Source organism: Allobosea sp. FW305-C-101 (assembly GCF_058783685.1).
The window spans coordinates 548374-572582 of record NZ_JBYSYT010000001.1; the positions used below are offsets into that span (position 1 = coordinate 548374).

19 protein-coding genes and 1 riboswitch are annotated in these 24209 nt (G+C 67.1%); of the genes, 7 read left to right on the forward strand and 12 right to left on the reverse strand.

The window, feature by feature from the left end; translation table 11 throughout:
* Nucleotides 1-7: 7 nt before the first annotated feature.
* Nucleotides 8-1639, reverse strand: a complete 1632-nt coding sequence (locus AC3WMA_RS02590; protein WP_492283842.1) for a peptide ABC transporter substrate-binding protein — start codon at nucleotides 1637-1639, stop codon at nucleotides 8-10.
* Nucleotides 1640-1932: 293 nt separating this feature from the next.
* Here AC3WMA_RS02590 and AC3WMA_RS02595 point away from each other — a divergent pair, with 293 nt between their 5' ends.
* The 4 genes from AC3WMA_RS02595 to ltaE all read left to right on the forward strand — a co-directional run bounded on the left by AC3WMA_RS02595 (nucleotide 1933) and on the right by ltaE (nucleotide 6660).
* Nucleotides 1933-3405, forward strand: coding sequence for a protein adenylyltransferase SelO (locus tag AC3WMA_RS02595; protein WP_492283843.1), 1473 nt, complete (start codon nucleotides 1933-1935; stop codon nucleotides 3403-3405).
* On the forward strand, nucleotides 3402-4064 hold the full coding sequence (locus AC3WMA_RS02600; RefSeq protein ID WP_492284729.1) for an alpha/beta hydrolase family protein: 663 nt from the start codon (nucleotides 3402-3404) through the stop codon (nucleotides 4062-4064). The genes AC3WMA_RS02595 and AC3WMA_RS02600 overlap by 4 nt, the downstream gene beginning before the upstream one ends.
* A 105-nt stretch (nucleotides 4065-4169) precedes the next feature.
* The gene (locus AC3WMA_RS02605; protein WP_492283844.1) at nucleotides 4170-5549 is read left to right on the forward strand and encodes an L-serine ammonia-lyase; all 1380 of its coding nucleotides are present in this window, start codon (nucleotides 4170-4172) and stop codon (nucleotides 5547-5549) included.
* A gap of 79 nt (nucleotides 5550-5628) precedes the next feature.
* On the forward strand, nucleotides 5629-6660 hold the full coding sequence (gene ltaE, locus AC3WMA_RS02610; protein ID WP_492283845.1) for a low-specificity L-threonine aldolase: 1032 nt from the start codon (nucleotides 5629-5631) through the stop codon (nucleotides 6658-6660).
* Nucleotides 6661-6670: 10 nt separating this feature from the next.
* Here ltaE and AC3WMA_RS02615 read toward each other — a convergent pair whose 3' ends face one another.
* From AC3WMA_RS02615 to AC3WMA_RS02655, 9 genes are all read right to left on the reverse strand, one after another.
* Nucleotides 6671-7465 (reverse strand): ABC transporter ATP-binding protein, encoded by a 795-nt coding sequence (locus AC3WMA_RS02615; RefSeq protein WP_492283846.1) that lies wholly within the window; start codon nucleotides 7463-7465, stop codon nucleotides 6671-6673.
* The gene (locus AC3WMA_RS02620) at nucleotides 7462-8505 is read right to left on the reverse strand and encodes a FecCD family ABC transporter permease (RefSeq protein WP_492283847.1); all 1044 of its coding nucleotides are present in this window, start codon (nucleotides 8503-8505) and stop codon (nucleotides 7462-7464) included. The genes AC3WMA_RS02615 and AC3WMA_RS02620 overlap by 4 nt, the downstream gene beginning before the upstream one ends.
* Nucleotides 8502-9536, reverse strand: coding sequence for an ABC transporter substrate-binding protein (locus AC3WMA_RS02625; protein WP_492284730.1), 1035 nt, complete (start codon nucleotides 9534-9536; stop codon nucleotides 8502-8504). The genes AC3WMA_RS02620 and AC3WMA_RS02625 overlap by 4 nt, the downstream gene beginning before the upstream one ends.
* Nucleotides 9537-9747: 211 nt before the next feature.
* Nucleotides 9748-9959, reverse strand: a riboswitch (cobalamin riboswitch).
* 35 nt (nucleotides 9960-9994) lie between these two features.
* The gene (locus AC3WMA_RS02630; RefSeq protein WP_492283848.1) at nucleotides 9995-11173 is read right to left on the reverse strand and encodes a mandelate racemase/muconate lactonizing enzyme family protein; all 1179 of its coding nucleotides are present in this window, start codon (nucleotides 11171-11173) and stop codon (nucleotides 9995-9997) included.
* A gap of 11 nt (nucleotides 11174-11184) precedes the next feature.
* A complete protein-coding gene (locus AC3WMA_RS02635; RefSeq protein ID WP_492283849.1) occupies nucleotides 11185-12672 on the reverse strand; it encodes a M81 family metallopeptidase in 1488 nt (495 codons plus the stop codon).
* Nucleotides 12673-12689: 17 nt separating this feature from the next.
* Complete coding sequence (locus tag AC3WMA_RS02640; protein WP_492283850.1) at nucleotides 12690-13538, reverse strand: ABC transporter permease; 849 nt, start codon at nucleotides 13536-13538, stop codon at nucleotides 12690-12692.
* Complete coding sequence (locus AC3WMA_RS02645) at nucleotides 13538-14482, reverse strand: ABC transporter permease (RefSeq protein ID WP_492283851.1); 945 nt, start codon at nucleotides 14480-14482, stop codon at nucleotides 13538-13540. Before AC3WMA_RS02645 ends, AC3WMA_RS02640 begins: the two co-directional genes overlap by 1 nt.
* A 210-nt stretch (nucleotides 14483-14692) precedes the next feature.
* Complete coding sequence (locus tag AC3WMA_RS02650; RefSeq protein WP_492283852.1) at nucleotides 14693-16231, reverse strand: ABC transporter substrate-binding protein; 1539 nt, start codon at nucleotides 16229-16231, stop codon at nucleotides 14693-14695.
* A 57-nt stretch (nucleotides 16232-16288) separates the two neighbouring features.
* On the reverse strand, nucleotides 16289-17320 hold the full coding sequence (locus AC3WMA_RS02655) for a succinylglutamate desuccinylase/aspartoacylase family protein (RefSeq protein ID WP_492283853.1): 1032 nt from the start codon (nucleotides 17318-17320) through the stop codon (nucleotides 16289-16291).
* Nucleotides 17321-17399: 79 nt separating this feature from the next.
* On the opposite strand from AC3WMA_RS02655, the gene AC3WMA_RS02660 reads away from it, so the two are divergent.
* On the forward strand, nucleotides 17400-18158 hold the full coding sequence (locus AC3WMA_RS02660) for a GntR family transcriptional regulator (RefSeq protein WP_492283854.1): 759 nt from the start codon (nucleotides 17400-17402) through the stop codon (nucleotides 18156-18158).
* Entirely contained in the window at nucleotides 18155-19351 is a 1197-nt protein-coding gene (locus tag AC3WMA_RS02665; protein WP_492283855.1) for a mandelate racemase/muconate lactonizing enzyme family protein, read from the forward strand. The genes AC3WMA_RS02660 and AC3WMA_RS02665 overlap by 4 nt, the downstream gene beginning before the upstream one ends.
* 7 nt (nucleotides 19352-19358) lie before the next feature.
* Here AC3WMA_RS02665 and AC3WMA_RS02670 read toward each other — a convergent pair whose 3' ends face one another.
* Together AC3WMA_RS02670 and AC3WMA_RS02675 are read right to left on the reverse strand one after the other, a co-directional pair.
* The gene (locus tag AC3WMA_RS02670; RefSeq protein WP_492283856.1) at nucleotides 19359-20726 is read right to left on the reverse strand and encodes a sigma-54-dependent transcriptional regulator; all 1368 of its coding nucleotides are present in this window, start codon (nucleotides 20724-20726) and stop codon (nucleotides 19359-19361) included.
* On the reverse strand, nucleotides 20723-22543 hold the full coding sequence (locus AC3WMA_RS02675; protein WP_492283857.1) for a sensor histidine kinase: 1821 nt from the start codon (nucleotides 22541-22543) through the stop codon (nucleotides 20723-20725). Before AC3WMA_RS02675 ends, AC3WMA_RS02670 begins: the two co-directional genes overlap by 4 nt.
* Nucleotides 22544-22759: 216 nt before the next feature.
* Between AC3WMA_RS02675 and AC3WMA_RS02680 the strand changes: the two genes are divergently transcribed.
* A complete protein-coding gene (locus tag AC3WMA_RS02680; protein WP_492284731.1) occupies nucleotides 22760-24085 on the forward strand; it encodes a dicarboxylate/amino acid:cation symporter in 1326 nt (441 codons plus the stop codon).
* Nucleotides 24086-24209 lie beyond the last annotated feature (124 nt).

Consider the following 24209-nt stretch of genomic DNA (forward strand, 5'->3'; position numbering starts at 1 on the left):
CCGCGCATCAGTCCTTCAGCGACAGCGCCGAGTAGTCGATGCGGCCATTGGCGTAGAGCGTGACGGAGCGGACCTTCGGCGAGTGGCCGACGGTCATGGCCGGATTCCACAGCGGCACGCGCGGCATCTCCGCCGCCAGAAGCCGCTCGGCCTCCTGATAGGTCTTGATCGCAGCCGCCGAATCTTCCTTCGCGGCCTTGTCCATCAGCGCATCGAAGGCCACGCTCTCATAGGCGCCGCGGTTGGACGTGCCGTCCTTCGAGTAGAGCGGGATCAGGGCATTGTCGATCGAGGGGTAGTCCATCGTCCAGTTGGACGGGAACGGCCCATCGGCCTTGCCGGAGCGGGTATAGGATCGGAAGGTCGCGTTGTCGGACAGCGCCGAGGTCACGCAGGTGATGCCACGCGTGTTCTGGATGCTGTTGCAGACCGCATCCATCGCGGATTTCACCTCGCTGTCGCCGGCATAGTAGAGCTTGACGTCGCCCTTGTAGCCGCCGGCCTTGGCCAGCAATTCCTTGGCCTTGGCGGGATCGAAGCTGCAATACGCACCGCAGGCGCCGGGCTGGTAGCCCTCGACGCCGGGCGGTACCCAGCCCGTGGCGGGCTGCCCGATGCCGTTGAAGAGGATGTCGACGATCGCCTTGCGGTCGATCGCCATCGACAGCGCCTGCCGGACCGCCGGCTTGAGCAATTGCGGGTTGGCGTCGGTATAGGGCATGCCCAGCGCCTGGATGTTGGCGCGCGGCTGAACGACGATGCGCCCACGCAAGTCGCGCTTCCAGAGGTCGGCGACGAGCTTGGAGGCCGGGATGTCGCGCAGCAGATCGAGATTGCCGGCGACCAGATCGTTATAGGCCGCTTCGCGGCTCGTGTAGATCTTGAGATCGATGCCCTTGATCGAGGGCTTGGCCGGCCCGGTATAGCCAGCGAAAGCCGCGAGCTTGTAGCCTGAATCCGGGGAACCGGAGACAAGCTGGAACGGCCCGGCCCCGATCGGCTTGCGGCCGAAGGCGGCGGGGTCCGCAAAGAACGAATCCGGCATCGGATAGAAGGCCTTGTAGCTGAGCTGGGCCTTGAAGACCGGCACCGGATTCTTCAGCTCGACCTGGAATTCATGGTCACTGATGATCCTGAGCCCGCTCATCCGGTTGGTCGCGGGAGCCGGCGGCTTCTCGCCTTTCGGCGCCTTGGGATTGAGGGCTTCATAGCCGACGACGATGGAGAACCAGTCGTTGTTCGACTGGCCATTGGGGCCATAGGCGGCCCAGTTCCAGGCATCCACGAAGTTCCTGGCGAGAACCTCGGTGCCGTCGTGGAACTTGCGCCCTTTATGGAGCTTGATCGTCCAGGTCTTGTTGTCGGCGGTGGTCACCGCCTCAGCGAGATCCTCGATGATCGCGCCGGTCTTCGCATCGTTCGTGACGAGCCCGGCCAGGATCGGCTGCAGGATGTCGGAGCCGCAGCTCTCGGTCGTATTGGTCGGGATCAGCGGACCAGCCGGCGTGCAGGCCGAAACGGAAACCCAGCCGCGCTGCGACATCTGCGCGTGGCCGGTGGAGATGCTCGCCACCATGACGCCGCACACCGCCGCGAACTGCAAAGCGGCGACGCCAATCGAAAAGCGGGTCTGTTTCATGGGTTCCTCCCAGGAATGCGGATCGGCAACGCGCAGCGCGACGTCCAGCGGCGTGCCCGATGCCTCCGGTGACGGCGACTTCAGGCGCGCGGCCGGCCTGTAGGGCGCAAGGCCCCTGCCGGCAGATCCAAGGATAGAGCCTGGAGGAAATACGGAAAATTCTTTTGCAGAACGTCGCTATGCAGAAATGATATATATTAAACGATGCCACCCCAGGGCTTGCCCCTCGCGGCTCACCGATCGCCCAAGCTCCGCCGTGTTGCGCCTTGGCCAGCCGGGTATATCTATGGCCGATGGTCGCGATCCCCTTCGACAATTCCTATGCGCGCCTGCCTGAGCGCTTCTACGCCACGGTCGCCCCGACACCGGTTCCGGCGCCGCGGCTCTTGCGGCTGAACGAGCCGCTGGCAGCGCAGCTCGGGCTTGACGCAGGCTGGCTGAACAGTCCCGACGGCGTGGCGATGCTGGCCGGCAATGACGTGCCGGCGGGCGCCGCCTCGATCGCAACGGCCTATGCCGGACACCAGTTCGGCGGGTTCAGCCCGCAACTCGGCGACGGGCGCGCCATTCTGCTCGGCGAGCTCGTCGACCGGGACGGCCGGCGTCACGATCTCCAGCTCAAGGGCGCGGGCCCGACGCCGTTCTCGCGCCGGGGCGATGGCCGCGCCGCGCTCGGCCCGGTGCTGCGCGAGTATATCGTCAGCGAGGCGATGGCGGTGCTCGGCGTGCCGACGACGCGCGCGCTGGCCGCCGTCCTGACAGGCGATTCCGTCCGGCGCGAGACCTTGCTACCCGGTGCCGTGCTGACTCGCGTCGCCTCCAGCCATATCCGGATCGGCACCTTCCAGTTCTTCGCCGCGCGCGGCGATCACGAAGCCCTGCGCCTGCTCGCCGACCATGTCATCATCAGGCATTATCCGGCCTGCGCCGGCGACGGGCGCCATCTCGCCCTGCTGGAGGCGGTGATCGCCGCGCAGGCCGCGCTGATCGCGCAATGGATGACGATCGGCTTCATCCACGGCGTGATGAACACCGACAACATGTCGATTGCCGGCGAGACCATCGATTACGGCCCCTGCGCCTTCATGGACACCTATCACCCGACGACCGTGTTCTCCTCGATCGACGAGCGCGGCCGCTATGCCTATGCCAACCAGCCGCCGATCGCCCGCTGGAACCTCACCCGCTTCGCCGAGACGCTGCTGCCGCTGCAGGACGAGGACATCGACAAGGCCGTGCCGATCGCGCAAGGAGCGCTCGACCGATTCGATCCCCAGTTCCAGGCGCATCTGATCGCGGGCTTCCGCCGAAAGCTCGGTCTTGCGAGCGAGGAAGCGGAGGATGTCGATCTCATCAGGACGCTGCTCGAGGCGATGCAGCAGGGCGAAGCCGATTTCACGCTGGTCTTCCGCCGCCTCAGCGAGGCTGCCGGTCCAGCGGGCAATGCCGATGCCTGCCGTAGCCTCTTCGGCAATCCCTCGGCCTTCGACGCCTGGGAAAACCGGTGGCGCCAGCGCCTGCTGCGGGAGGCTGCATCAGCCGAGACGCGGCGGGATGCGATGCTGCGGACCAATCCTCTGTTCATCCCGCGGAACCACCAGGTCGAGGCTGTGATCGAGGCAGCCGTCGAGCGCGATGATCTCGCGCCGTTCGAAACCCTTCTCGAAGTGCTCTCCCGGCCCTTCGACGATCAGCCCGGCCGTGAAGACTATGCGCGGCCGCCCGCCCTGCATGAGCGCGTGCTGGCGACGTTCTGCGGGACCTGAAGCCGATGTTTCTGTTCAATGGCCCTGACAGAGCCGATGTGACCATTCTCCTGGCGCACGGAGCCGGTGCGCCGATGGATTCGGCATCGATGACGGCGGCCGCCGAGGCGCTGGCTGGCGCCGGCTTTCGCGTCGCCCGCTTCGAGTTCGACTATATGGCGGCGAGACGAACCGGAACGGGACGCACACCCCCGCCAAAGGCCGAGAAGCTCAATCCGCAATACCTCGCCGCGATCGAGGCGCTCGGTGCCAAGGGCACGCTCGTCATCGGCGGCAAGTCGATGGGCGGGCGCGTCGCCAGCATGGTGGCCGATTCCCTGTTCGAGGCCGGACGGGTCCAGGGCCTGCTCTGCCTCGGCTATCCCTTCCACCCGCCCGGCAAGCCCGGGCAATTGCGAACCGCGCATCTCGTCGATCTCAGGACACCCGCCTTGATCGTGCAGGGCACGCGGGACGAGTTCGGTACGCGCGACGAGGTCTCGACCTATGCGCTTTCGCCGGCGATCGAGCTGCTCTGGCTGGAAGATGGCGACCACGACCTGAAGCCGCGCAAGCGCGTATCCGGCTTTTCGGCCGCCGATCATCTCGAGACCATGGCGAAGGCCGTCTTCGGCTGGGCCGGACATTCCCTTTCGCCGCCCGTCATGCCATCGGAATAGGCGATGGCCTGCGCGCGGACGGAGGCGATCCAAAGCGTGACGGCGTGACGATTTCCCTCTGGGCTTCGCGCCGGACACATAAAGCAAGTTCGACAGGGGGTAGGAATGTTCCTGAGCGTATTCGACGTCTTCAAGATCGGCATCGGCCCGTCGTCCTCGCACACGATGGGGCCGATGACGGCGGCAGGACATTTCCTTGAGCTGCTGCGCCAGGCCCCGTCGCGCGATCGCGCCGCGGCGGTCCGCGCGACGCTCTACGGCTCGCTCGCCTTCACCGGAAAGGGCCATGCCACCGATCGCGCCGTGGCGCTCGGCCTGCTCGGCTGGACGCCGGCCGCCTTCGATTTCGACGCGGCTGAGCGTGGGCTCGACGAACTCGGCCGCAGCCATCTCCTGCGGCATGACGGCCTGCCGCCGCTGGTCTTCGACCCCGCGACGGACATCGTCTTCGATTACGGGCCGCCCCTGCCCGGCCATGCCAATGGGCTCGTCTTCAGCGCCCGCGATTCCGCCGGTACGGAAATTCTGTCCGAGACCTATTACTCGATCGGCGGCGGCTTCGTGGTGACGGCACAGGAGCGCGAGGCGCCGGCCGCCGCTACGGAAGCCGCATCCTGGCCCTACCCGTTCGCCAATGCGGCGGCGATGCTACGCATGGCCCGGGAAAGCGGCCTCTCCATCGCGGAGATGAAGCGCGCCAACGAAATCCATCGCCTGTCTCAGGAAGAGGTCGATAGCGGCCTCGCCCGGCTCTGGTCGGTGATGAACGACTGCATCGAGCGCGGCATGAGCCAGGAGGGTGAATTGCCTGGCGGCCTGCGCGTGCGGCGCCGGGCGGCGCTCATCCACCAGCAACTGGCAGCCGAAAAGCTCGCCAACCGCGCCCAGCCGCACGCCTCGACGGATTGGCTGAGCGTCTACGCCATGGCTGTGAACGAGGAGAACGCGGCCGGCGGCCGGGTCGTGACCTCTCCGACAAACGGAGCGGCCGGCGTCGTGCCGGCCGTCCTGCGCTATTATCTCGACCATTGCGTCGGCGCGGAGCCGGAGAAGGTCGCCGATTTCCTGCTGACGGCGGCGGCGATCGGCGGACTGATCAAGCACAATGCCTCGATTTCCGGGGCCGAGGCCGGCTGCCAGGGCGAGGTCGGCTCCGCCGCCGCCATGGCCGCGGCCGGGCTCTGCGCGGTGCTCGGCGGCTCGCCCGCCCAGATCGAGAACGCGGCCGAGATCGCGCTGGAGCACCATCTCGGCATGACATGCGACCCTGCGGCCGGTCTCGTCCAGGTGCCTTGCATCGAGCGCAACGGCATCGGCGCGATCAAGGCGGTAGCGGCCGCGTCGCTGGCGCTGCGCGGCGACGGCTCGCATTTCATGCCGCTGGACAATTGCATCGAGGCGATGCGCCAGACCGGCGAGGCCATGAACGAGCGTTTCAAGGAAACCAGCCTCGGCGGGCTCGCGGTCAACCTGCCGGAATGCTGAGCCCTCCCCCGTCAATTTTGCATGATGGCTCGGGCGAGTGCCGGGTAGTGTGGCCACACAGCCCGCAAGGATCGGATCGATGATCGTGGATGATTTCCGCTCGGATACGGTGACGCGCCCCGGCGACGGGATGCGCGCCGCCATGGCGGCGGCGGAGGTCGGCGACGCTGTCTATGACGATTGCCAGACGACGAAGCGGCTGGAAGCCATGACCGCCGAGCGGCTCGGCAAGGAAGCGGCCCTCTTCTTCCCGACCGGCACGCAGGCCAATCTCGCCGGGCTGATGGCCCATTGCGAGCGTGGCGAGGAATATATCGTCGGCCAGATGGCCCATACCTATCGGCTGGAAGGTGGCGGCGCGGCGGTCCTCGGTTCGATCCAGCCGCAGCCCCTGCCCAACGAGCCGGACGGCACGATCGCGCTCGAGGCCATCGCCAATGCGATCAAGCCGAACGATTTCCATTTCGCGATGACGCGCCTGCTGGCGCTGGAGAACACGTTCAACGGCCTTGTCCTACCGGACGCCTATCTGGAAGCCGCGACCGGGCTTGCCCGTTCGCGTGGGCTCGCCACCCATCTCGACGGCGCCCGCCTGATGAACGCGGCAGCGGCGAGCAATCGCGATGCAGCCTGGATCGCCGGGCAGTTCGACACGGTGTCGCTCTGCCTGTCCAAGGGCCTCGGCGCGCCAATCGGGTCGATATTGGTCGGCCCGAAGGATTTCATCGCGAAGGCCCGCCGCATCCGCAAGATGCTGGGCGGCGGCATGCGCCAGACCGGCGTGATCGCGGCAGCAGCGATCTATGCGCTGGAGCATAACGTCAACCGACTCGCCGAGGATCATCAGCGTGCTGCGTCGCTCGCCGAGGTGCTAGGGCTTTTCCCCGCGCTTGGCGCGGGACCGGCTCGCACGAACATGGTGTTCATGGCGCCGAAGACGCTTGATACCGCAGCGTTTGCTGCATTCCTGCGCGAGCGCGGCATCGCCGTCAGCGGGCGTTACGGCACTTTGCGCTGGGTCACCCATCTCGATGTGAACGACGCCTCCGTCGCGCGCGTCGCCGAAGCCTGCGAACGCTTCTTCGACAAGCGGCAGGCGGCCGCGGAGTAGAGGCCCGGCCTCAATCGCTTCCGGGCGCAGCCTTCCTCGGCTCGGCCTCGATCAGGTATTCGATGTGACGGCGGCCTGAGTCTCCCAAGCGGATCGAGACCGCGACACCGAAGATGCGCTGGATCGCCTCGGCCGTCAGGACCTCCTCCGGCGCGCCGGCCGCCTGAAGCCTCCCATCATGCAGCAGCGCGATCTCGTCGCAGAACATGGCGGCGAGGTTGAGATCGTGCAGCGCCATGATGCAGGTGATGCCGAGGCGGCGGACCAGGCTCAGGATCGAGAGCTGGTGCTGGATATCGAGATGATTGGTCGGCTCGTCGAGGATCAGCTCGCTCGGCTCCTGCGCGAGCGCGCGGGCGATATGGACGCGCTGGCGCTCTCCGCCCGAGAGCGTATGCCAGAACTGATCGTGCCGCTCGGTCAGCCCAACCCGCGCCAGCGCCTCGTTGACGGCGGCTTCGTCGGCGTCGTTCCAGGAGGCAAGCGCTGCGCGATGCGGCGTTCGGCCGAGCCGGACGACGTCGCAGACGGAGAGCTGGATCTCGGTCGTCGCCTGCTGCTCGACGAAGGCGAGGCGGCGGGCGAGCTCGCGGCGCGGCACGGCGGCGATGTCATTTCCGTCGAGCGTGACGACGCCGCTCGCGACATTGCGCAGGCGGCAGAGCAATCGGAGCAGGCTCGACTTGCCGGAGCCGTTCGGGCCGATCAGGCCGAGCACCCGGCCGGGCGCCGCCTCCAGCGTCACGCCATCGACGATCATGCGGCCGCCGGCGCCCCAGCGGACCTCGCGAGTGGCGAGCGTCATGCCGGCCTCCGGGCACGATAGAGGATCAGAGCGAAGACCGGGGCGCCGAAGAGCGCGGTGACCACGCCGATCGGCAGGATCTGTTGGGGTATCAGGATGCGGGAGAGGATATCCGCGAGGATCATGAAGATCGCGCCGATGACGAGGCAGGCCGGCAGCAGGCGGGCATGGCCGGAGCCGACGAGGAAGCGCGCGGCATGGGGAATGATCAGGCCGACGAAGCCGACCGTGCCGACGATCGAGACCATCACCGCCGTCATCACCGCCGTGGTCGCGAAGAGCACAACCTTCACCCGCGTCACCGCGACGCCGAGCGAGGCGGCTGCATCGACGCCGAAGGCGAACGCGTCCAGCACCTTGGCGTGGAGCATGCAGATGCCGAAGCCGATGAAGGCAACCGGCGCCGCCATCCAGAGATCGGGCCAGCGCACGCCGCCGAAGTTGCCGAGCAGCCAGAACATCACGCCGCGCGCCTGCTCGGCACTGGCGAGCGTGGTCACGATCGTCGCGGTTGCCGCGTTGAAGAGCTGAGAGGTGGCGACGCCGGCCAGGATGACGCGGTCGCTCGCCCCACCCGCCCCCGCCGCCAGCAAGGCGACGACGACGAGCGCGGCGCAGGAGCCGATGAAGGCGCCGGCCGATACCGAGAGCACCGCGCCGCCGATGCTGATGCCGAGGATCAGTACCGCGACGGCGCCGGTCGAGGCGCCGGCCGAGATGCCGAGGATATAGGGCTCGGCCAAGGGATTGCGCAGCAGCGCCTGCAGGATCGCGCCCGACAGGGCGAGCGCGCCGCCGCAGAGCCCCGCCATCAGCGCGCGGCTCAGGCGATAATCGAAGATCACGCCCTGCTGGATCGCGCTGACCGGGAAGTCGAGATCGAACAGCCCGTTGCCGAGCGCCTTCAGGGCCGTGTCCAGCGGGATGCGCATCTCGCCGATCGTCACCGCCAGCGCGACCGATAAGGTCAGCGCCAGCAGCGAGGCCAGCGCGATGCCGATCCGCGCCGGCCAGTTCGGCCCATGGGCGGCGTGGCTCAACGCGAGAGCCCGAAGCCCGCGATCGCCTTGGCGAGGGTCTCGATGCCGTCGACCGTGTCGAGCCCGGCGCGGGTCGCGCCCACATCCAGGATGACGACGCGGTTGTTCCTGACCGCATCGAGCTTGCTGGCGACCGGGTCGGTCTTCAGGAATTCCAGCTTCTTCTCGATATCGTCGGCCGGAAAGCGGCGGCGATCCATCTTGACGGTGACGATCACCGCCGGGTTGGCAGCGGCGATGCTCTCCCAGCCGACCAGAGGCCATTCCTCGTTGGTCGAGATGATGTTGCGGGCGCCGAGCTTCGACAGGATATAGGCGGGCACGCCGTTCTTGCCGGCCATGAAGCCGTCGCCCTTGATGTCCTTGCTGGAGAACCAGACGACGACCGGCACGTCCTGCGCCTTGAGCTTGGCGACCTGCTCGACCGCCTTCTCCTCGCGGGCCTTGAGTTCGGCGACGAGCGTCTCGGCCCGGTCGGCTACGTCGAAGATCGCGCCGAATTCGCGGATGTTGCGATAGACCAGCTCCATCGTGAACATCTGGGTGCGCACCCCGTCGCCGGCACCGGAATTGTCCTTGCCGACGCAATCGGTCGGCGAGACGTAAGCCGGCACCTTCACCTTGGCGAACTGGTCGCGCTTGCCGACGATGCCGTTGGGCCCGACATGCCATTCGAACATCGCCGTGACGAGATCGGGCTCCTGCGCCAGCACCGCCTCAAAGCTCGGATCGTTGTCGGCGAGACGCTTCACCTTGGCGTTGACCGCCTCATAGGGCTTGGCCACAGGCGAGAACCAGACCGCCGTGCCGACGACGCGGTCGCCGAGGCCCAGCGCATAAAGAATTTCCGTCTGGGTCTGGCCGATCGCGACGACGCGCTTGGGCGCGGCGTTGAAGGTGATCGTCTCGCGGCAATTCTCCAGCGTCAGCGGATATTTGGTGGGCGCCGCATTGGCCGTGCCGGTGGCGAGAGCGCCCAATAGAGCAACGGCCGAGAGGCTAAACAGGTTAAACGGGCGCGCAACCGGCATCGAGGCCATCCGAAATGTAACAATGTTGCATTTCTGATAGAGTGCGCGGCAGGCGGCCGTCAAGCCGCCCTGAACGGCCTGCGTGGTGGTCTTCGTGAACATGGACTTCATCGCTCCCCGAGATGACAGCCGGGGCAGCTTGGGCATGTGGGACGGGAAGGCGGCACAAGGCCGCCATCGACACACAGCTCCGGAACACCCCGTCCGAAAGACGTCTTCGACGACCGGGGCAGGTCTCCTGGCTCGCGGGTCGATGCCGCTTCCGCCCGGCCTTCCCGGCGCATCAGGCGCCAGTGGACGATGGACGGAAAGCTCGCCGCTTACAGTTGCGGGGGCAGCCTCGGCTTTGGCGCGGGTCGCGCCTCACCGAATTCCCTCTTAGCTCCGGGAGCAACCCGGAGAACCTCGATCGGCGCACACCCTATAAGGGCGTGGCGCTGCGTCAAGCAGACATCGCGTCAGAGACTCGGCGTACTGTAGAGCCGCTTGCCGCCGACCGAGATCTCGACCTCCTGCAGATAGCTGCGCAGCGCCGTGGTCGCGACATCGATGCCGAGGCCGGGTACATCAGGCGCCGCGACCTGCCCGTTCGCGTTGCGCTCCAGATGATTGGCGGAGATCGCGGTCGCGAGCGGCTTCGGCATCGCCGGATATTCGCAGATTTCGTGCTCGGCCAAGCCCGCATAGGGCTGGAGCGAGGCGGAGAGCGCCAGATGCGAGGTGAAGGTGTGGTTGACGAAGGTCACACCCTTGGCGACCGCATAATCCGCCACCGCCTTGGACGGGCCGATGCCGCCGATCCGGCCGCAATCGATCTGGACATAGCCGATGCCGCCATAGTCGATGAGCTGCCGCGCCATCGACTCGTTATGGGCGCCCTCCCCGCCGGCCAAACGGACCTTGGGGCTGCGCTGGGCAAGAGCGCCATAGGCTTCGAGCGCGCTGGCGTGGAAGGGCTCCTCGAACCAGAGCACGTTGGCCTTTTCCATCGCCGGCAAGCGGGCGGCGGCGCGCGCGACATCCTCGATGAAGATCTGTCCGGTATCGACGAGCAGGATGCCGTCCTGCCCCAAACCCTCGCGGGCAGCGACGAAATGCTCGGCATCGGCCTCGACGCTGCCACGACCGATCGGCCCCCAGCCGAACTTCGCGGCGCGGAAGCTGCGGCTGCGGGCATCGCGAGCGCGTTCGAGGGTTTCCTGCGCCGTGTCGCCAAAGAGGACCGAGGCATAGGGCGTCTTGGGATGGCTCTTGGCGTAGCCGAGCAGGCGCCAGACCGGCTCGGATCGCATCTTCCCGAGGATATCCCACAGCGCCATCTCGACGCCGGAAAAGGTATGCGGCGCCTGCAGCAGGTCCATCGAGTTATAAGCGACGGCCGCGGCGATGCGGGCGATGTCCTCCGGGCTTTCCAGATTCTGCCCGAGCACGGAATCGGCGACAGGCCGGCAGACGCCATGCGACATCGGGCAGATGAAGGCGGCGATGGAGGGCAGCGGCGCCGCCTCGCATTCGCCCCAGCCGACATGGCCGCCAGCCGCGACCCTGACCAGCAAGGCATCCTGGCTGCCATCGGCCTCGTCGGTGACGACGGGCATGGCGAGATAGAAGAAATCGACGGCCTCGATCCTGGGCACGGGTCTTCTCCTTACAGTTCGTAGATCGTGGCGCGAGGCGCGAAGGTGACGCCCTCGTCGAGCGGATAGATCGGCCGGGCGCAGATGGTGTGGCCCAGGCTCTTCAGATTGGCGGAGGTCGCGCCGGGCGCGTCGATGTTGAAGTTCCGCGCGCACCACTGGTCGAACATGTGGAACTCGGTGTGGGGCGACTTCACCACGATCAGGTCGAAATCGGTCGGGTCAATGCCGTTGGCATAGTACATCGCCCGGTCGAACAGGCTGACCGAGCGGCTCATCACGACGACGGTGACATTGTCCCGGGTCAGAACCGCGGTCGGCCCGGCGCTAAGCGGCGCCTTCATCGTCTCGAGCGCAGCCTCGCCATCCGAGAGCAGCTTGACCTTGGCGGTCACCCTCATCGGCGGGAAGCGCGCGGGATCGATCGAGCCGCCGAGCGTGACCTCGATCGTCGCGCCGACGCCGGCCTTGTGGGCCGCAGCCGCGGCCGGCGCGTCGACGATCTGGGCCAGCACCCGCTTGCCGTAGCCGGCCTTGCGCAAAGCGGCGAGGATCGCGTTGCTGTCGCCGGAGGCGCCGGACGAGGTGGCGTCGGCGGCATCGGTGAAGATCACCGGGCCGTCGATGCTGCGTGCCTGCGCGATGGCGCGCTCCAGCGGGACGAGCTTGCCCTGCATGCGGAAGCGCAAGGGCCAGAACTCCTCGGCCAGCCGGACCGCCTCGCGTTCGGCGGTCGCCTTGTCGCCATCGGTGAGGATCAGCACCTGCGAGCAGAGCTCGGGCACATCGGTGAAGGGGTTGCCGATCATGATGCCGGCTGCGAGCGCCCGCCCCTCCTCCTCCAGTCGGCGGCATTCGGCGAGCAATTCGCCATAGCAGCCGGTCTTTGTGATGAGCTCGTCACCGCGGACCAAGGCGGGAATGACGACGCGGGCGGCGACGGGCTTGATCCCGCCAGCCATCAGCTTCAGCAGCAATTCGGCGGCGCGGCGCCCGGTATCGGCGAAATCGACATGGGGGTAGGTCCAGTAGATCGCGAAGCCGTCGACGTTGCGGAGCATCCGGTCGGTCAGGATGCCGTGCAGGTCGAGCGAGATGACGATCGGCATGTCCGGCCCGACGCGCTCGCGTAGCTTCTCCAGCAGATAGCCCTCCGGGTCAAGTTCACCATCGGCGCCCATCGCGCCATGCAGCGAGACATAGATGCCGTCGATGCGATCGAGCTTCGCGAAGATCGCGGTGAGGATTTCGTCGGAGAGCGTCTTCCAGCCTTCCGCCGAGAGCGGCCCGGCGCTGCCGGAACGGGCGCAGATCGTCGGCACGATCTCGATATCGGGCCTCGCCTCGAAGACCGCGAGCGCGCCGCCGAGCTCCTGGTTCTGGCCGCGCTGGACGTAGAGGCCGTCACCGTGGTGGATCAGGAAGTTCTCGTAATGCGACGGCAGCGGATTGAAGGAGGAAATCTCCTGCTTGCAGTCGGCGATCAGGATGCGCTTCATCGGGCGGCTCCGGCGGGTCAGAATTTCAGGCGGGGATCGAGCACGTCGCGCAGGCCGTCGCCGAGCAGGTTGAGGCCGAGCACGCAGGCGATGATCGCGAGGCCCGGAAACACCGTGATCCAGGGCGCCTCGCGCATGAAGTCGCGCCCCTGGGCGATGATCGAGCCGAAGGAGGCGGCCGGCGGCGGCGGACCGGCGCCGACGAAGGAGAGCGCGGCTTCCGCCAGCACCGCTATGGCGAAGACATAGGTCAGGCGCACGATCAGCGGGCCGGCGACGTTGCGCAGCACATGCTTGAACAGGATGGTCCATTCGCCGACGCCGATCGAGCGGGCGGCGGCGATATATTCCTGCTCCTTCTCGATGAGGACCGAGGCGCGGACGATGCGGGCCGTATGCGGCGTCGTGGCGATGGCGAGCGCGATCACGACATTGGTCAGCGAGGCGCCGAGCACCGCCGAGACGACCATGGCCAGCACGATCGACGGAAACGCCATCAGCGCGTCCATGATCCGCATGATCGGCTGATCGAGATGATAGAAATAGCCGGCGATGGCGCCGCAGAGCGTGCCGGCGATGCCGGCCAGCACCACGGTGAAGGCGCCGATGGCGAGCGAGATGCGGGCGCCGATCATGACGCGAGAGAGGATGTCGCGGCCGAAATGATCGGTGCCGAACCAGTGCACGGCGCTGGGCTCCGCGAGCCGCGCGCGGACATTGCTCTTGAGCGGGTCGAAGGGCGTGAGCCAGTCGGCGGAGAGCGCGACCGCGACCATGACGAGCACAAGTACGGCCCCGATCACGAAGGAGCGGTTGCGAAAGAGGCGCCCCCAGACGGCGCGGCCAATGAGGGGCGTGCGCTGCATCAGGCCAGCCTCACCCGCGGATCGACCACGGCGTAGAGGATGTCGACGACGAGGTTGATCGCGAGATAGACGACCGCGAGGAAGAGCAGGCCGCCCTGCAGAACCGGAAAGTCGCGCGAGGCAATGGCGCCGACGATCAGGCGGCCGATGCCGGGAATCGAGAAGACCTGCTCGACGATGACCGCGCCGCCGAGCAGAGCGCCTGAGACGATGCCGATGACAGTGAGGATCGGGATCATCGCGTTGGGCAGGGCATGGCGCAGGACAACATGGAGCTTGGCCAGCCCCTTGGCATCGGCGGTGCGGACATAGTCCTGCGAGAGCGTGTCCAGCATCGAGGCGCGCGCCATCCGGGCGATGAAGCCGACCTGCACCAGCCCCAGGGTCAGCGCCGGCAGGATCATGCCGCGCAGCCACTGACCCGGCGATTCCATGAAGGGCGTGAAGCCGCCGCTCGGCAGCCAGCCGAGCGACACCGCGAAGACCAGAACCATGACGAGGCCGAGCCAGAAATCCGGCACCGAAAGCCCGAGCAAGGCCGTGGTCATCACCGCCTGATCGGGCCAGCGGTTGTGATTGACGGCGGCGACGATGCCGGCCGCGACGCCGAAGAATACGGCGAAGGCGAGCGCCAATGCCGCCAGTGAAAGCGTGACCGGCAACCGCTCGATCAGGGCGGCCGTGACCGAGCGGTTGAGCAGGATCGACTGGCCGAGATCGCCGCTGAAGATGCGGCCATACCAGCCGAGCATCTGCTGCGGCAGCGAGAGATCGAGCCCGAGCGCGCTGCGCAGCTTGGCGACCTGCTCGGGCGTCGCCGAGGCGTCGAGAAAGGCCGCGGCCGGATCGCCCGGCACCAGCCAGATCAGCGCAAACGACATCAGCGAGACCAGGACGAGCACGAGAAAGGCGCCCGCGAGCCGGCGGATCAGGAAATGCCCCATGCCGCCCTCCTTTCGAGCGTTAGGCCTTAGGTCTGATAAGTGCGCGTCATCCCGGGCGACCGAAGGGAGACCCGGGATCCATTCCGGAACGCTTCCAGCAAAGGTTCAGGAATGGATCCCGGATCGGCGCCGCTGCGCGGCTTGTCCGGGATGACACAGCTAATATGGCGACGGTCGAAGCCTATGACGGCCGTCATCGACCGCTTGCCCTCAAGGCTCCAGCCAGACGCCCCACATGCGCGGGATGCGATAGGGCTTGAAGTTCTTGAGCTTGGCCGTCGAGGCCTGGAAGATGCCGTAATTGCCGGCCTTCATCGCCACCGCCGCATCGTACATGTGCTTCTGGAAGGCGTCGAAGAGGGCCTTGCGCTTGGCTTCGTCCATCTCGGCGTTGAAGGCAGCGGCGATGCGGTCGATCTCCGGGTCCTTGGCCTGCTGCGAGAGGCCGTTGACCCAGGGCGCCATCACCGAGCCCGGACCTTCATAGGGCTCGATGCCGAAGCCGTGGGTCCAGAAGGTCCAGCCGGTCGGCGTGAAGCCGATCTTCGAGACGGTCGGCCAGTCGGCGACGGAGATGTCCACCTCGACGCCGATCTCCTTCAGCTTCTGCTGGACCAGCGTCGCGGTGTCGACATTGGGGCGCAGATTGTCGGTGATAAAGGTGACCTTGCCGCCCTTGTAGGAGGATTTGGCGAGAAGCTCCTTGGCAAGCTTGACGTCGTTCTTGTTGTACTTGTCGCTGCCGACAGTCGAATGGAATGCGGAGCCGGGATAGAGCCAGCTCGGGTCCATCTGGTAGATATCGGCATAGGAGATCGCCATGATCTCCTCCATGTCGAGCGCCGCCTGGACAGCCAGCCGGAAGTTCACGTCATTGGCCGGAGCCTGGGCCTGGTTGAACTTGATCACTTGCAGGCCGAACGGCACCATCTTGTGGATGGTGAAGCGGTTGTCGGTGCCGAGGCGCTTGGCGGTCGGGCCGTCGACGGTCTCGTTGAACTGGATCTGGCCGGCTTCGAGCGCGGCGCTGCGGGCGCCGCCTTCCGGCATGAAGCGGAAGGTCACCGTATCCAGGAAGGCTTCCTTCTTGCCCGCGAAGCCGTCGCGGCCGGTGCCCTTCGGATTGGGCGCATAGCCGTCATAGCGCGTCAGCTTGACGTGGCTGTCCGGCCTGTACTCGACGAATTTGTAGGGGCCGGTGCCGATGACCTCGATCTTGCCGGCTTCCTTGGCGGCCTCGCTCGCCGGATAGATCGCGATCGGGGCGCGCGGCGAGGAGAGATTGTCGAGGAAGGTCGATTGCGCCTGCTTCAGCGTGACCGTGACCTCGTGCTCGCCGCTCGCCTTGATCGTGTCGATGGCGGCGACCAGCGCCGGTGAGGCTCCGACCTTGCGGTAGCGCTCCAGCGAGGCGACGACATCGGCGGCATCGAGCTTCTTGCCGTTATGAAAGGTCACGTCCTTGCGGATCGGGAAGACATAGGTCTTGCCGTCGGGCGAGACCGTCACGCCCTCGGCCAGCTCCGGCACCGGCTTGGCGTTCTCGTCGCGGGCATAGAGCGTCTCGAAGATATGGAGCGTGACGTTGCGCGAGGCCTGCGCCGAGGTGATCTGCGCATCGAGCGAAGGCGGCGCCTGGCTGATGCCGATGACGACGTCGCCGCCCTTGCGCTGGGCGAGCGCGTTCTGAGCCCCTCCCAGCATGAGCGCGGCCGCGAGGGCGGCGCCGAAAATGATGTGCTTTGCCATGTTCTTGTCCCCTCAGGATTGATGGTCAGGCACGTTGTGGTTCAGGCGTAAGCTTGGTCAGGCGGCGGCGCGCGCCGCGTCGTAATCCTCCATCAGCACCGCAACCGCATCGCCGCGCTGGACGCGGCCCGGGCCGGCGGACATCCAGAGCACCCCGTCGCGGCGGTAGCGCACCTCCAGCGGGTCGCGGTCGATGTCCTCGATGAAATGCAGGTAGCCCGCGAGATCGCCGGCCCGGCAGATGTCGCCGACGACGTTGCGCGGCTCGAACAGTCCCCCAGTCGGCGCGAAGGAATAGCCCGCGGCATCACGCACCATCATGTGGCGGGTGCCGGGCGAGCCGTCGCGCTGCGTCGTGTCGGGCTTTCCGTCCATCAGGCCGCAATGCTTGAGGATATTGGTCAGCGCCCGGTCGGCGATGCGAACGCCCTCGACATTGACCCGCCCCCAGCCGCCGAGCTCGGTGCCGAGCGAGAGGATGCCGCGCCGCTCGACCGAGGAGGTCAGCGTCGCGCCCTCGTCGACGCCCCAGAACACGACATTGTAGGGCGCCCCAAAAGCTGCCGCCGCTGCCATGGTGCGCTCGCGCAGCTTCGCATCGGCGACATAATGCATATTGGTCGAAAGCGCCGAGTCACCGGAATGGCCGGCCGTGTGGAGATCGACGGAGACATTGACCAGCGGCAGCACGACGGTATCGACGAAATGCGCCAGCATCTCCGAGAAGGTGCCGCGCGGATTGCCCGGGAAGCAGCGGTTCATGTCGCGGTTGTCGACCGGCGAGAGCCTAGTATCGTTGAGCACGGCCGGCATGTTAAGCGCCGGGATCATGATCACCCGCCCCTGCACTTTCGCCGGATCAAGGCTGCGGGCGAGGCGCGAGACGGCGATCTGGCCTTCGTACTCGTCGCCATGGACGCCGCCGGTGAAGAGGATCGTCGGGCCGGAGCCGTTCTTCACGCTGATCACGGGGATTTCGACGACGCCCCAGCCGGAGGTGTTGCGCGAGAGCGGCGCGCGCAAATAGCCGGCCTGCCGCCCCGCTGCCTCGAAGTCGATCTCGCACCGAATCCGACTTTCCGACGCCATGGCGAACCCCTCCTCGCTCTTGCGTTTCGTATGATTGTATACGATCATACGACCTGTCAAGCGAGAGGCAGAGAGCCGGATGACGGACACGGGCGAGCAGGTGCGGGCAACTGACAAGGCCATTCAGGAGCGAGCGAAAAGCTCAGGACCCGACTGGCAGCCCTTGCAGCCGCAGACGCTCGTCGACCATGCGATCGAGGCGATCATCGCGGGCGCCGCGGCCGGGCTGATCCTGCCAGGCGACCGGATCGTCGAGGTCGATCTCGCCCGCAAACTCGGGGTCAGCCGCGTGCCGGTGCGCGAGGCGCTGCGCCTGCTCGAAAGCCAGGGTGTCGTGGTCAGCGAGCCTTACAAGGGCATTCGGCTCCGCCCGGTGACGAACGAGCGCGTCTCGGACCTGATCGAGGCGCGGATCGCGCTGGAAGCGAGCGCCGTGGTGCGTGCCGTCGCAGTCGGCCGCAATCGCGGGGCTCATCTCGACGAACTCCGTGCCGCCGTCGCCGAAATGGAGCTGATGGCGGCGCGCGGCAGCGCCTATGGCGTCGCGGTCGCCGATACCGGCTTTCACCGCGCACTCTGCCGGCTCGGCGGCAACAGCGTCACCTTCGACCTGTGGGAGACGCTTGCGCCGCAATGCACGATCATTTTCGGCCTCGCCACCTTCGGCAAGCCGATGGCCGGCGTGGTCGAGGAGCATGTCGACCTGCTCGCGGCCTTCGAGGCCGGCGATATCGCGGTGATCACGCGCACGCTCGACGAGCACATCACCGTCATGAACCACGCGATGGATTACGAGGCCATCGTCGCGCAGCGCCGCAAGGAAAGGGATTTGCCGTGAACGACCAGCCGATCCAGACGCGCGCAGCCGGGCGGACGGCGGGGCTCCCGCCCTTCCGCATCACCCGCATCGAGGCCGCTCCCCTGTTCGGCGAAAGCCCGAAGGGCGGATGGTCGGCCGAGATCCGGCCGGAGGATTCGATCCATGCGCTGATCGCCGTGCATACCGACCAGGGGCTGACCGGCTATGGCAGCGTCTTCACCGATGGCCGGCTCGTGCAGGCGGGCCTCAAGGTGCTGGAGCCGCTCTTTCTCGGCGCCGACGCGCTCTCGCCCGATTTCGTCAGCGAGAAGCTGCACCAGAACACCTTCTGGATGGGGCGCGGCGGCACGTTGACCCATACGATCAGCGGCATCGACATCGCGATGTGGGACATTCTCGGCCAGGCGACGGGTCTCAGCGTCGGGCGCCTGCTCGGTGGGCGCTATCGCGAGCGCGTGCAACCCTATTGCTCGCTGCTGATGGAGGAGCCGGCGGCGATGAAGGACGTCGTCGCGAGCTACCGCGACAAGGGCTTCAGCGCCTTCAAGATCGGCTGGGGGCCGTTCGGCCGGGCGCTCGACGTCAAGCTAGACGAGGCGATCGTGCGCGCGGCGCGCGAGGCGGCGGGCGAGCGCTCGAAGCTCTTCGTCGATGCCGGCGCCAGCGACGCGCTCTGGCCGCATGGGCTGAAATGGGCCAAGCGCACCGCGCAGATGCTGGCGGACTACGAGGTCGGCTGGTTCGAGGAGCCGGTGCGGCCCGACGCCATCGACGATTATCGCGAGTTGCGCCGCTCCTCGCCCGTGCCGATCGCCGGCTGCGAGGTTCTGACCCGGCGCCAGAGCTTCATTCCCTGGCTGACGACCGGCGCGCTCGACATCGTCCAGCCCGACGTCACCAAGGTCGGTGGCATCTCGGAGCAGCGCCGCATCGCCTGGATGGCCTATGATCTCGGCATCAAATATGTCGGCCACGGCTGGAACACGGCGCTCGGCCTCGCCGCCGACCTGCAGATGGCCTCAGCCTTTCCCGATGCCGATCTTGTCGAGTTCATCGGCGGCAGCCCCTATGTCGACGGCATCCTGGCGAAGCCCTTCGCGCTCGATGCCGAGGGTTGGCTGACGATCCCGGACCTGCCGGGGCTCGGCGTCACGATCGATCGCGACAAGCTGGGGCGCTATACGCCGGACCCGCAGGCGCTGTTCGGGTGAGCATCGCCTAATCCACTATCGCATAGGCGGCACGATCGATGCCGTGGCGAGCGAGCTTGTCGTAGAAGGTCTTGCGGGGGATGCCGAGCATCTCCAGCGTCGCGCGGACATCGCCGCGATTGGCTTCCAGTGCCTCGCGGATCAGGTTGGCCTCGATCGCATTGAGGCGATCGGGCAGGCTGGCGACCGGGGCATCGGAGCGGTTCGTGTGCGCCGGCAGGTCGCTGGACAGGCCGAGCGCGACCCGCTCGGCGAAATGGACGAGCTCGCGGACATTGCCGGGCCAGTCGTTCTCGACCAGATGGCGCTCGACGGCCCGATCCAGCGCTGGCACCGGCCGGCGATACTTTTCCGCCGCGCGGGCGAGAAAGCGCGTGAAGAGCAGCGGAATGTCGCGGCGGCGTTCGCGCAGGGGCGGAATGCGCAGCGTCACGACGTTCAGGCGGTAATAGAGATCCTCGCGAAAATCGCGGCGCTGGGCGGGGTCGCCGAGATCGGTCTTGGTCGCGGCCACGACCCTGAGATTGACGCGCCGAAGGTCGTTCGAGCCGAGCGGTGCGATCTCGCGCATCTCCAGAACGCGCAGCAGCTTGACCTGTGCCGAGGGCGGCATGCTCTCCAGCTCGTCGAGGAAGAGCGTACCGCCGCTGGAATGCTCGATGCGGCCGATCCGCTTTTTCTGCGCGCCGGTGAAGGCGCCGGGCTCGTAGCCGAACAGTTCGCTCTCGATGACGCTGTCGGGCAGCGCGCCGCAATTCAGCGCGACGAAGGGCTTGTCGCGGCGGCGGCCGAGCCGGTGCAGCAGGCCGGCGACGACCTCCTTGCCGGTGCCGGTCTCGCCGAGCACGAGCACGTCGACATCGACATCGGCAAGCTCGCGGATGGTCTGGCGCAGACGCGTGATCGCGGCGGTCTCGCCGATCAGCGCCGTCCCCTCCTCGCCCTGCTCGGCCAGCGCCCGCAGACGCCGGTTCTCGAGGACGAGCACGCGCTTTTCGGCTGCGCGCCGGAGCGTCTCGACAAGGCGCTCGCCGGCATAGGGCTTGGCGATGAAGTCATAGGCGCCCTCGCTCATCGCGCCGACGGCAGTGGCGATATCGGCATGGCCGGAGATTATGATCACCGGGATATCGGGATCGAGCGCCCGCAGGCGCCGGAACAGCTCGATCCCGTCCATGCCGGGCATGCGGATATCGGTGACGACGATGCCGGCATAGTCAGGCCCGATCCGCTCCAATGCCGCCTCGCCCGAGGGCAGCGCCACTGCCCGGAAGCCAGCGAGGCTCAGTGCCTGCACATTGGCGTCGCGCAGATCGGGATCGTCGTCGACGAAGGAGACTTCGATCGCGGCGGTGGAGCCCACGGAATCGCTCATGCCGCCGCCCTTTCGAGAGTGATGACGAAGTTGGCGCCGGCGCCAAGGACGCTCGTCGCGGTCAAAGTGCCGCCGAAGGAGACGATCATGTCCTGCGAGATCACCAGCCCGAGGCCGAGCCCCTTGGGCTTCGACGTGCTGAACGGGGTGAAGAGCTGCGCCAGCGCCTGCTCCGACAGGCCCGGGCCGCGATCGGTGATCGCAATCTCGACCCGCTCGTCATTTGGCGTGACCGTGATCGCCAGCGCAGGCTCGCCGCCCTGCCCGCCTTCCATCAGCGCCTCGATCGCATTGCGCAACAGGTTGACGAAGACCTGCTCCAGCTCGATCGGGCGGGCGATGACATGGACCGGCTCCGGCGGAACGGTGACGAGCGGCGTCACGCCGGCCTGACGCAAGGGGCCTTCGAGCAGGGTCAGGGCGCCATCGATGATCGTACCGATCGGGACAGGCGCCAACGGCTCCTTGCTGCGGCGGGCGAAGCCGCGCAAGGCCTCGGTGATCGCGCCGATCCGGTCGGTCAGCGAGACGATGCGGACCAGCGCGCCGTCGGCATCCGCAGGCTCGGCGCGCTTGAGGAAGGTGCGGGCGTTCTCGGCATAGGTCCGTAGCGCCGCGAGCGGCTGGTTGACCTCGTGGGCGACGCCGGCGGTGATCTGGCCGAGCGTCGCCAGGCGGTTAGCCTTGGCCAGTTCCTCGCGGACATTGGACAGGCGCTCCTGCGCACGGGTGCGCTTCGCCATCTCGGCGACGAGGCGTTCATTGGCGCCGGCAAGCTCCGCCGTGCGTTCGACGACGCGCTCCTCCAGCTCGGCCTTGGAGCGGGCATCGGCCTCCTGCCGGACAAGATTGCGCTGGCGGCGATAGAGCGCGAAACCGGCCAGCGCCGCCCCCGGCATGAGCAGCAGCGCCGCCAGCGCCTGCGATTGCGAGCGCCCCGCCGTGATCGCGGCATCGACGGGCTGGAGCACTTCCAGGAGCCAGTCCGTCGTCGCGACGGGCTGGCGGATGCGGATAGAGCGGCCGGCAAAGGCGCCCGTGCCCTGAACCAGATCGCCGCGCTCCTGCAGCGGCAACAGGGTCAGCGGCGCGGTGCCGAACTGGAGCGAATCCCGGATCGCGGCCGCGGTGGCCGGATCGAGCGGCGCCTCGACCCGGAAGCGCCAGTCCTCGACCGTCGAGAGCAGCACGACGCCGCGCTTGTCGACGACATAGGTCTGGCCGCCGAGCGCGCGCCAATCCGCCTCGACGCGGTCGAACTCGGCCTTGACGACGATGATGCCGAGGCTGCGGCCGCTCTCCTCGATCCGCCGGGTGATGTAGAGGCCGGGGCGCTGGCTGACCGTGCCGAGCGCGAATTGCTCGGCCGCGCCATTGGCGACGGCCCCCCTGAAATAGTCGCGGAAGCTGTAGTCGCTGCCGACGAAGCTGGTCGGCTCATTCCAGTTGCTCGCCGCGATCGCGACGCCGTCCGGGCCGAGCAGATAGATCACCGCCGTGCGGGCTTCCTTCGCGATCGCCTCCAGCTTGAGGTCGAGCCCATGGCGGCTGCCGCCGGTCAGGGCCTGCCGCACGTCAGGATCGCGGGCCAGGATGACCGGGAGCGCGCGCTGCTTCTCCAGCTCGCCGCGCAGGATCGCCAGCGCCAGCGTGCCACCATCGGTCGCCCGGCTTTCGGTCGCGGCGACGGCGCGGCTGCGACCGATCTCACCGGCGGCGAAGAGCGAGGCGACGGCCAGCGCCGCCACGACCAGCCCGAAGACCAGCCAGCGCTGCGTCGCGGCACTCTGCCATGGATCGCGCCCGGAACGGCTCATCGCCAAGTCGTTGTGCGGAATTCCGCACAAATCAAGAGGGAGCGTGCGGAATTCCGCTCGTAGCATTCGCAAACTGATTCTACCAGGAATCGCAACCCATTGATTTCGTTTGTCTTCCCTAATTCCGGCCGATTGGCACGCGGGTTGCGAAAGAGGGGTAGCGGTTTCGAACAAAACCAAGACGACCGCCGACCCAAGGAGCAGAACATGGCGACCATGATCGACATCGCGCCCGCTCAGCCGGCGCGCCCGAAGAAGTTTTACCAGCATCTCTATGTGCAGGTGCTGTTCGCCATCGCGGCGGGCATCCTGCTCGGCCATTTCTGGCCGGAACAGGGCGCCGCCCTGAAGCCGCTCGGCGATTCCTTCATCAAGCTGGTGAAGATGATCATCGCGCCGGTGATCTTCCTGACGGTCTCGACCGGCATCGCCGGCATGACCGACATGAAGAAGGTCGGGCGCGTCGCCGGCAAGGCGATGATCTATTTCCTGTGCTTCTCGACGCTGGCGCTGATCGTCGGCCTCGTCATCGGCAACCTGATCCAGCCCGGCGCCGGCCTGCACATCAATCCCGCCAGCCTCGATGCCAAGGCGGTGCAGGGCTACGCCGCCAAGGCGCATGACACCAGCATCGTCGGCTTCCTGCAGAACATCATCCCGGAGACGATCGTCGGCGCCTTCGCCTCGGGCGACATCCTGCAGGTGTTGTTCTTCTCGGTGCTGTTCGGCCTGTCGCTGGCCATGGTCGGCGAGCGCGGCAAGCCGGTGCTCGACTTCCTGCAGGCGCTCTCGACCCCGATCTTCAAGCTGGTGGCGATCCTGATGAAGGCCGCCCCGATCGGTGCCTTCGGCGCGATGGCCTTCACCATCGGCCGCTACGGCATCGGCTCGGTCGCCAATCTCGCCTTCCTGATCCTGACCTTCTACATCACGGCGGCCGTGTTCGTGCTGGTCGTGCTCGGCGCCGTCGCCCGCTATAACGGCTTCTCGATCCTGGCACTGATCCGCTACATCAAGGACGAGATCCTGCTCGTCATCGGTACCTCCTCCTCGGAAGCGGCGCTGCCGAGCCTGATGGAGAAGATGGAAGCCGCCGGCTGCAAGCGCTCCGTCGTCGGCCTGGTCATCCCGACCGGCTATTCCTTCAATCTCGACGGCACCAACATCTACATGACGCTGGCGGCGCTGTTCATCGCGCAGGCGATGGATATCCATCTGCCCCTCGGCGACCAGATCCTGCTGCTGCTCGTCGCGATGCTCTCCTCGAAGGGCGCGGCCGGCATCACCGGAGCGGGCTTCATCACGCTCGCCGCGACGCTCTCCGTCGTCCCGGCCGTGCCGGTCGCCGGCATGGCGCTGATCCTCGGCATCGACCGCTTCATGTCGGAATGCCGCGCGGTGACCAACTTCATCGGCAATGCCGTCGCCACGATCGTGGTGGCGCGCTGGGAAGGCGAGCTCGACGAGAACCGCCTGAAGGCAGCGCTTGCCGGCGAACTGCCGGACTTCCTCGACGAGCCGCTGATGGCCCCGGCCGAGTAATCCCGGCCTGCAACAAGACGAAAGCCGCCGCCGGCATCCCGGCGGCGGCTTTTTTGTTCTAACGTAACTACGGTTGTCATTCCGGGGCTTCGCGAAGCGAAGAACCTGGAACCCACGACTGGCG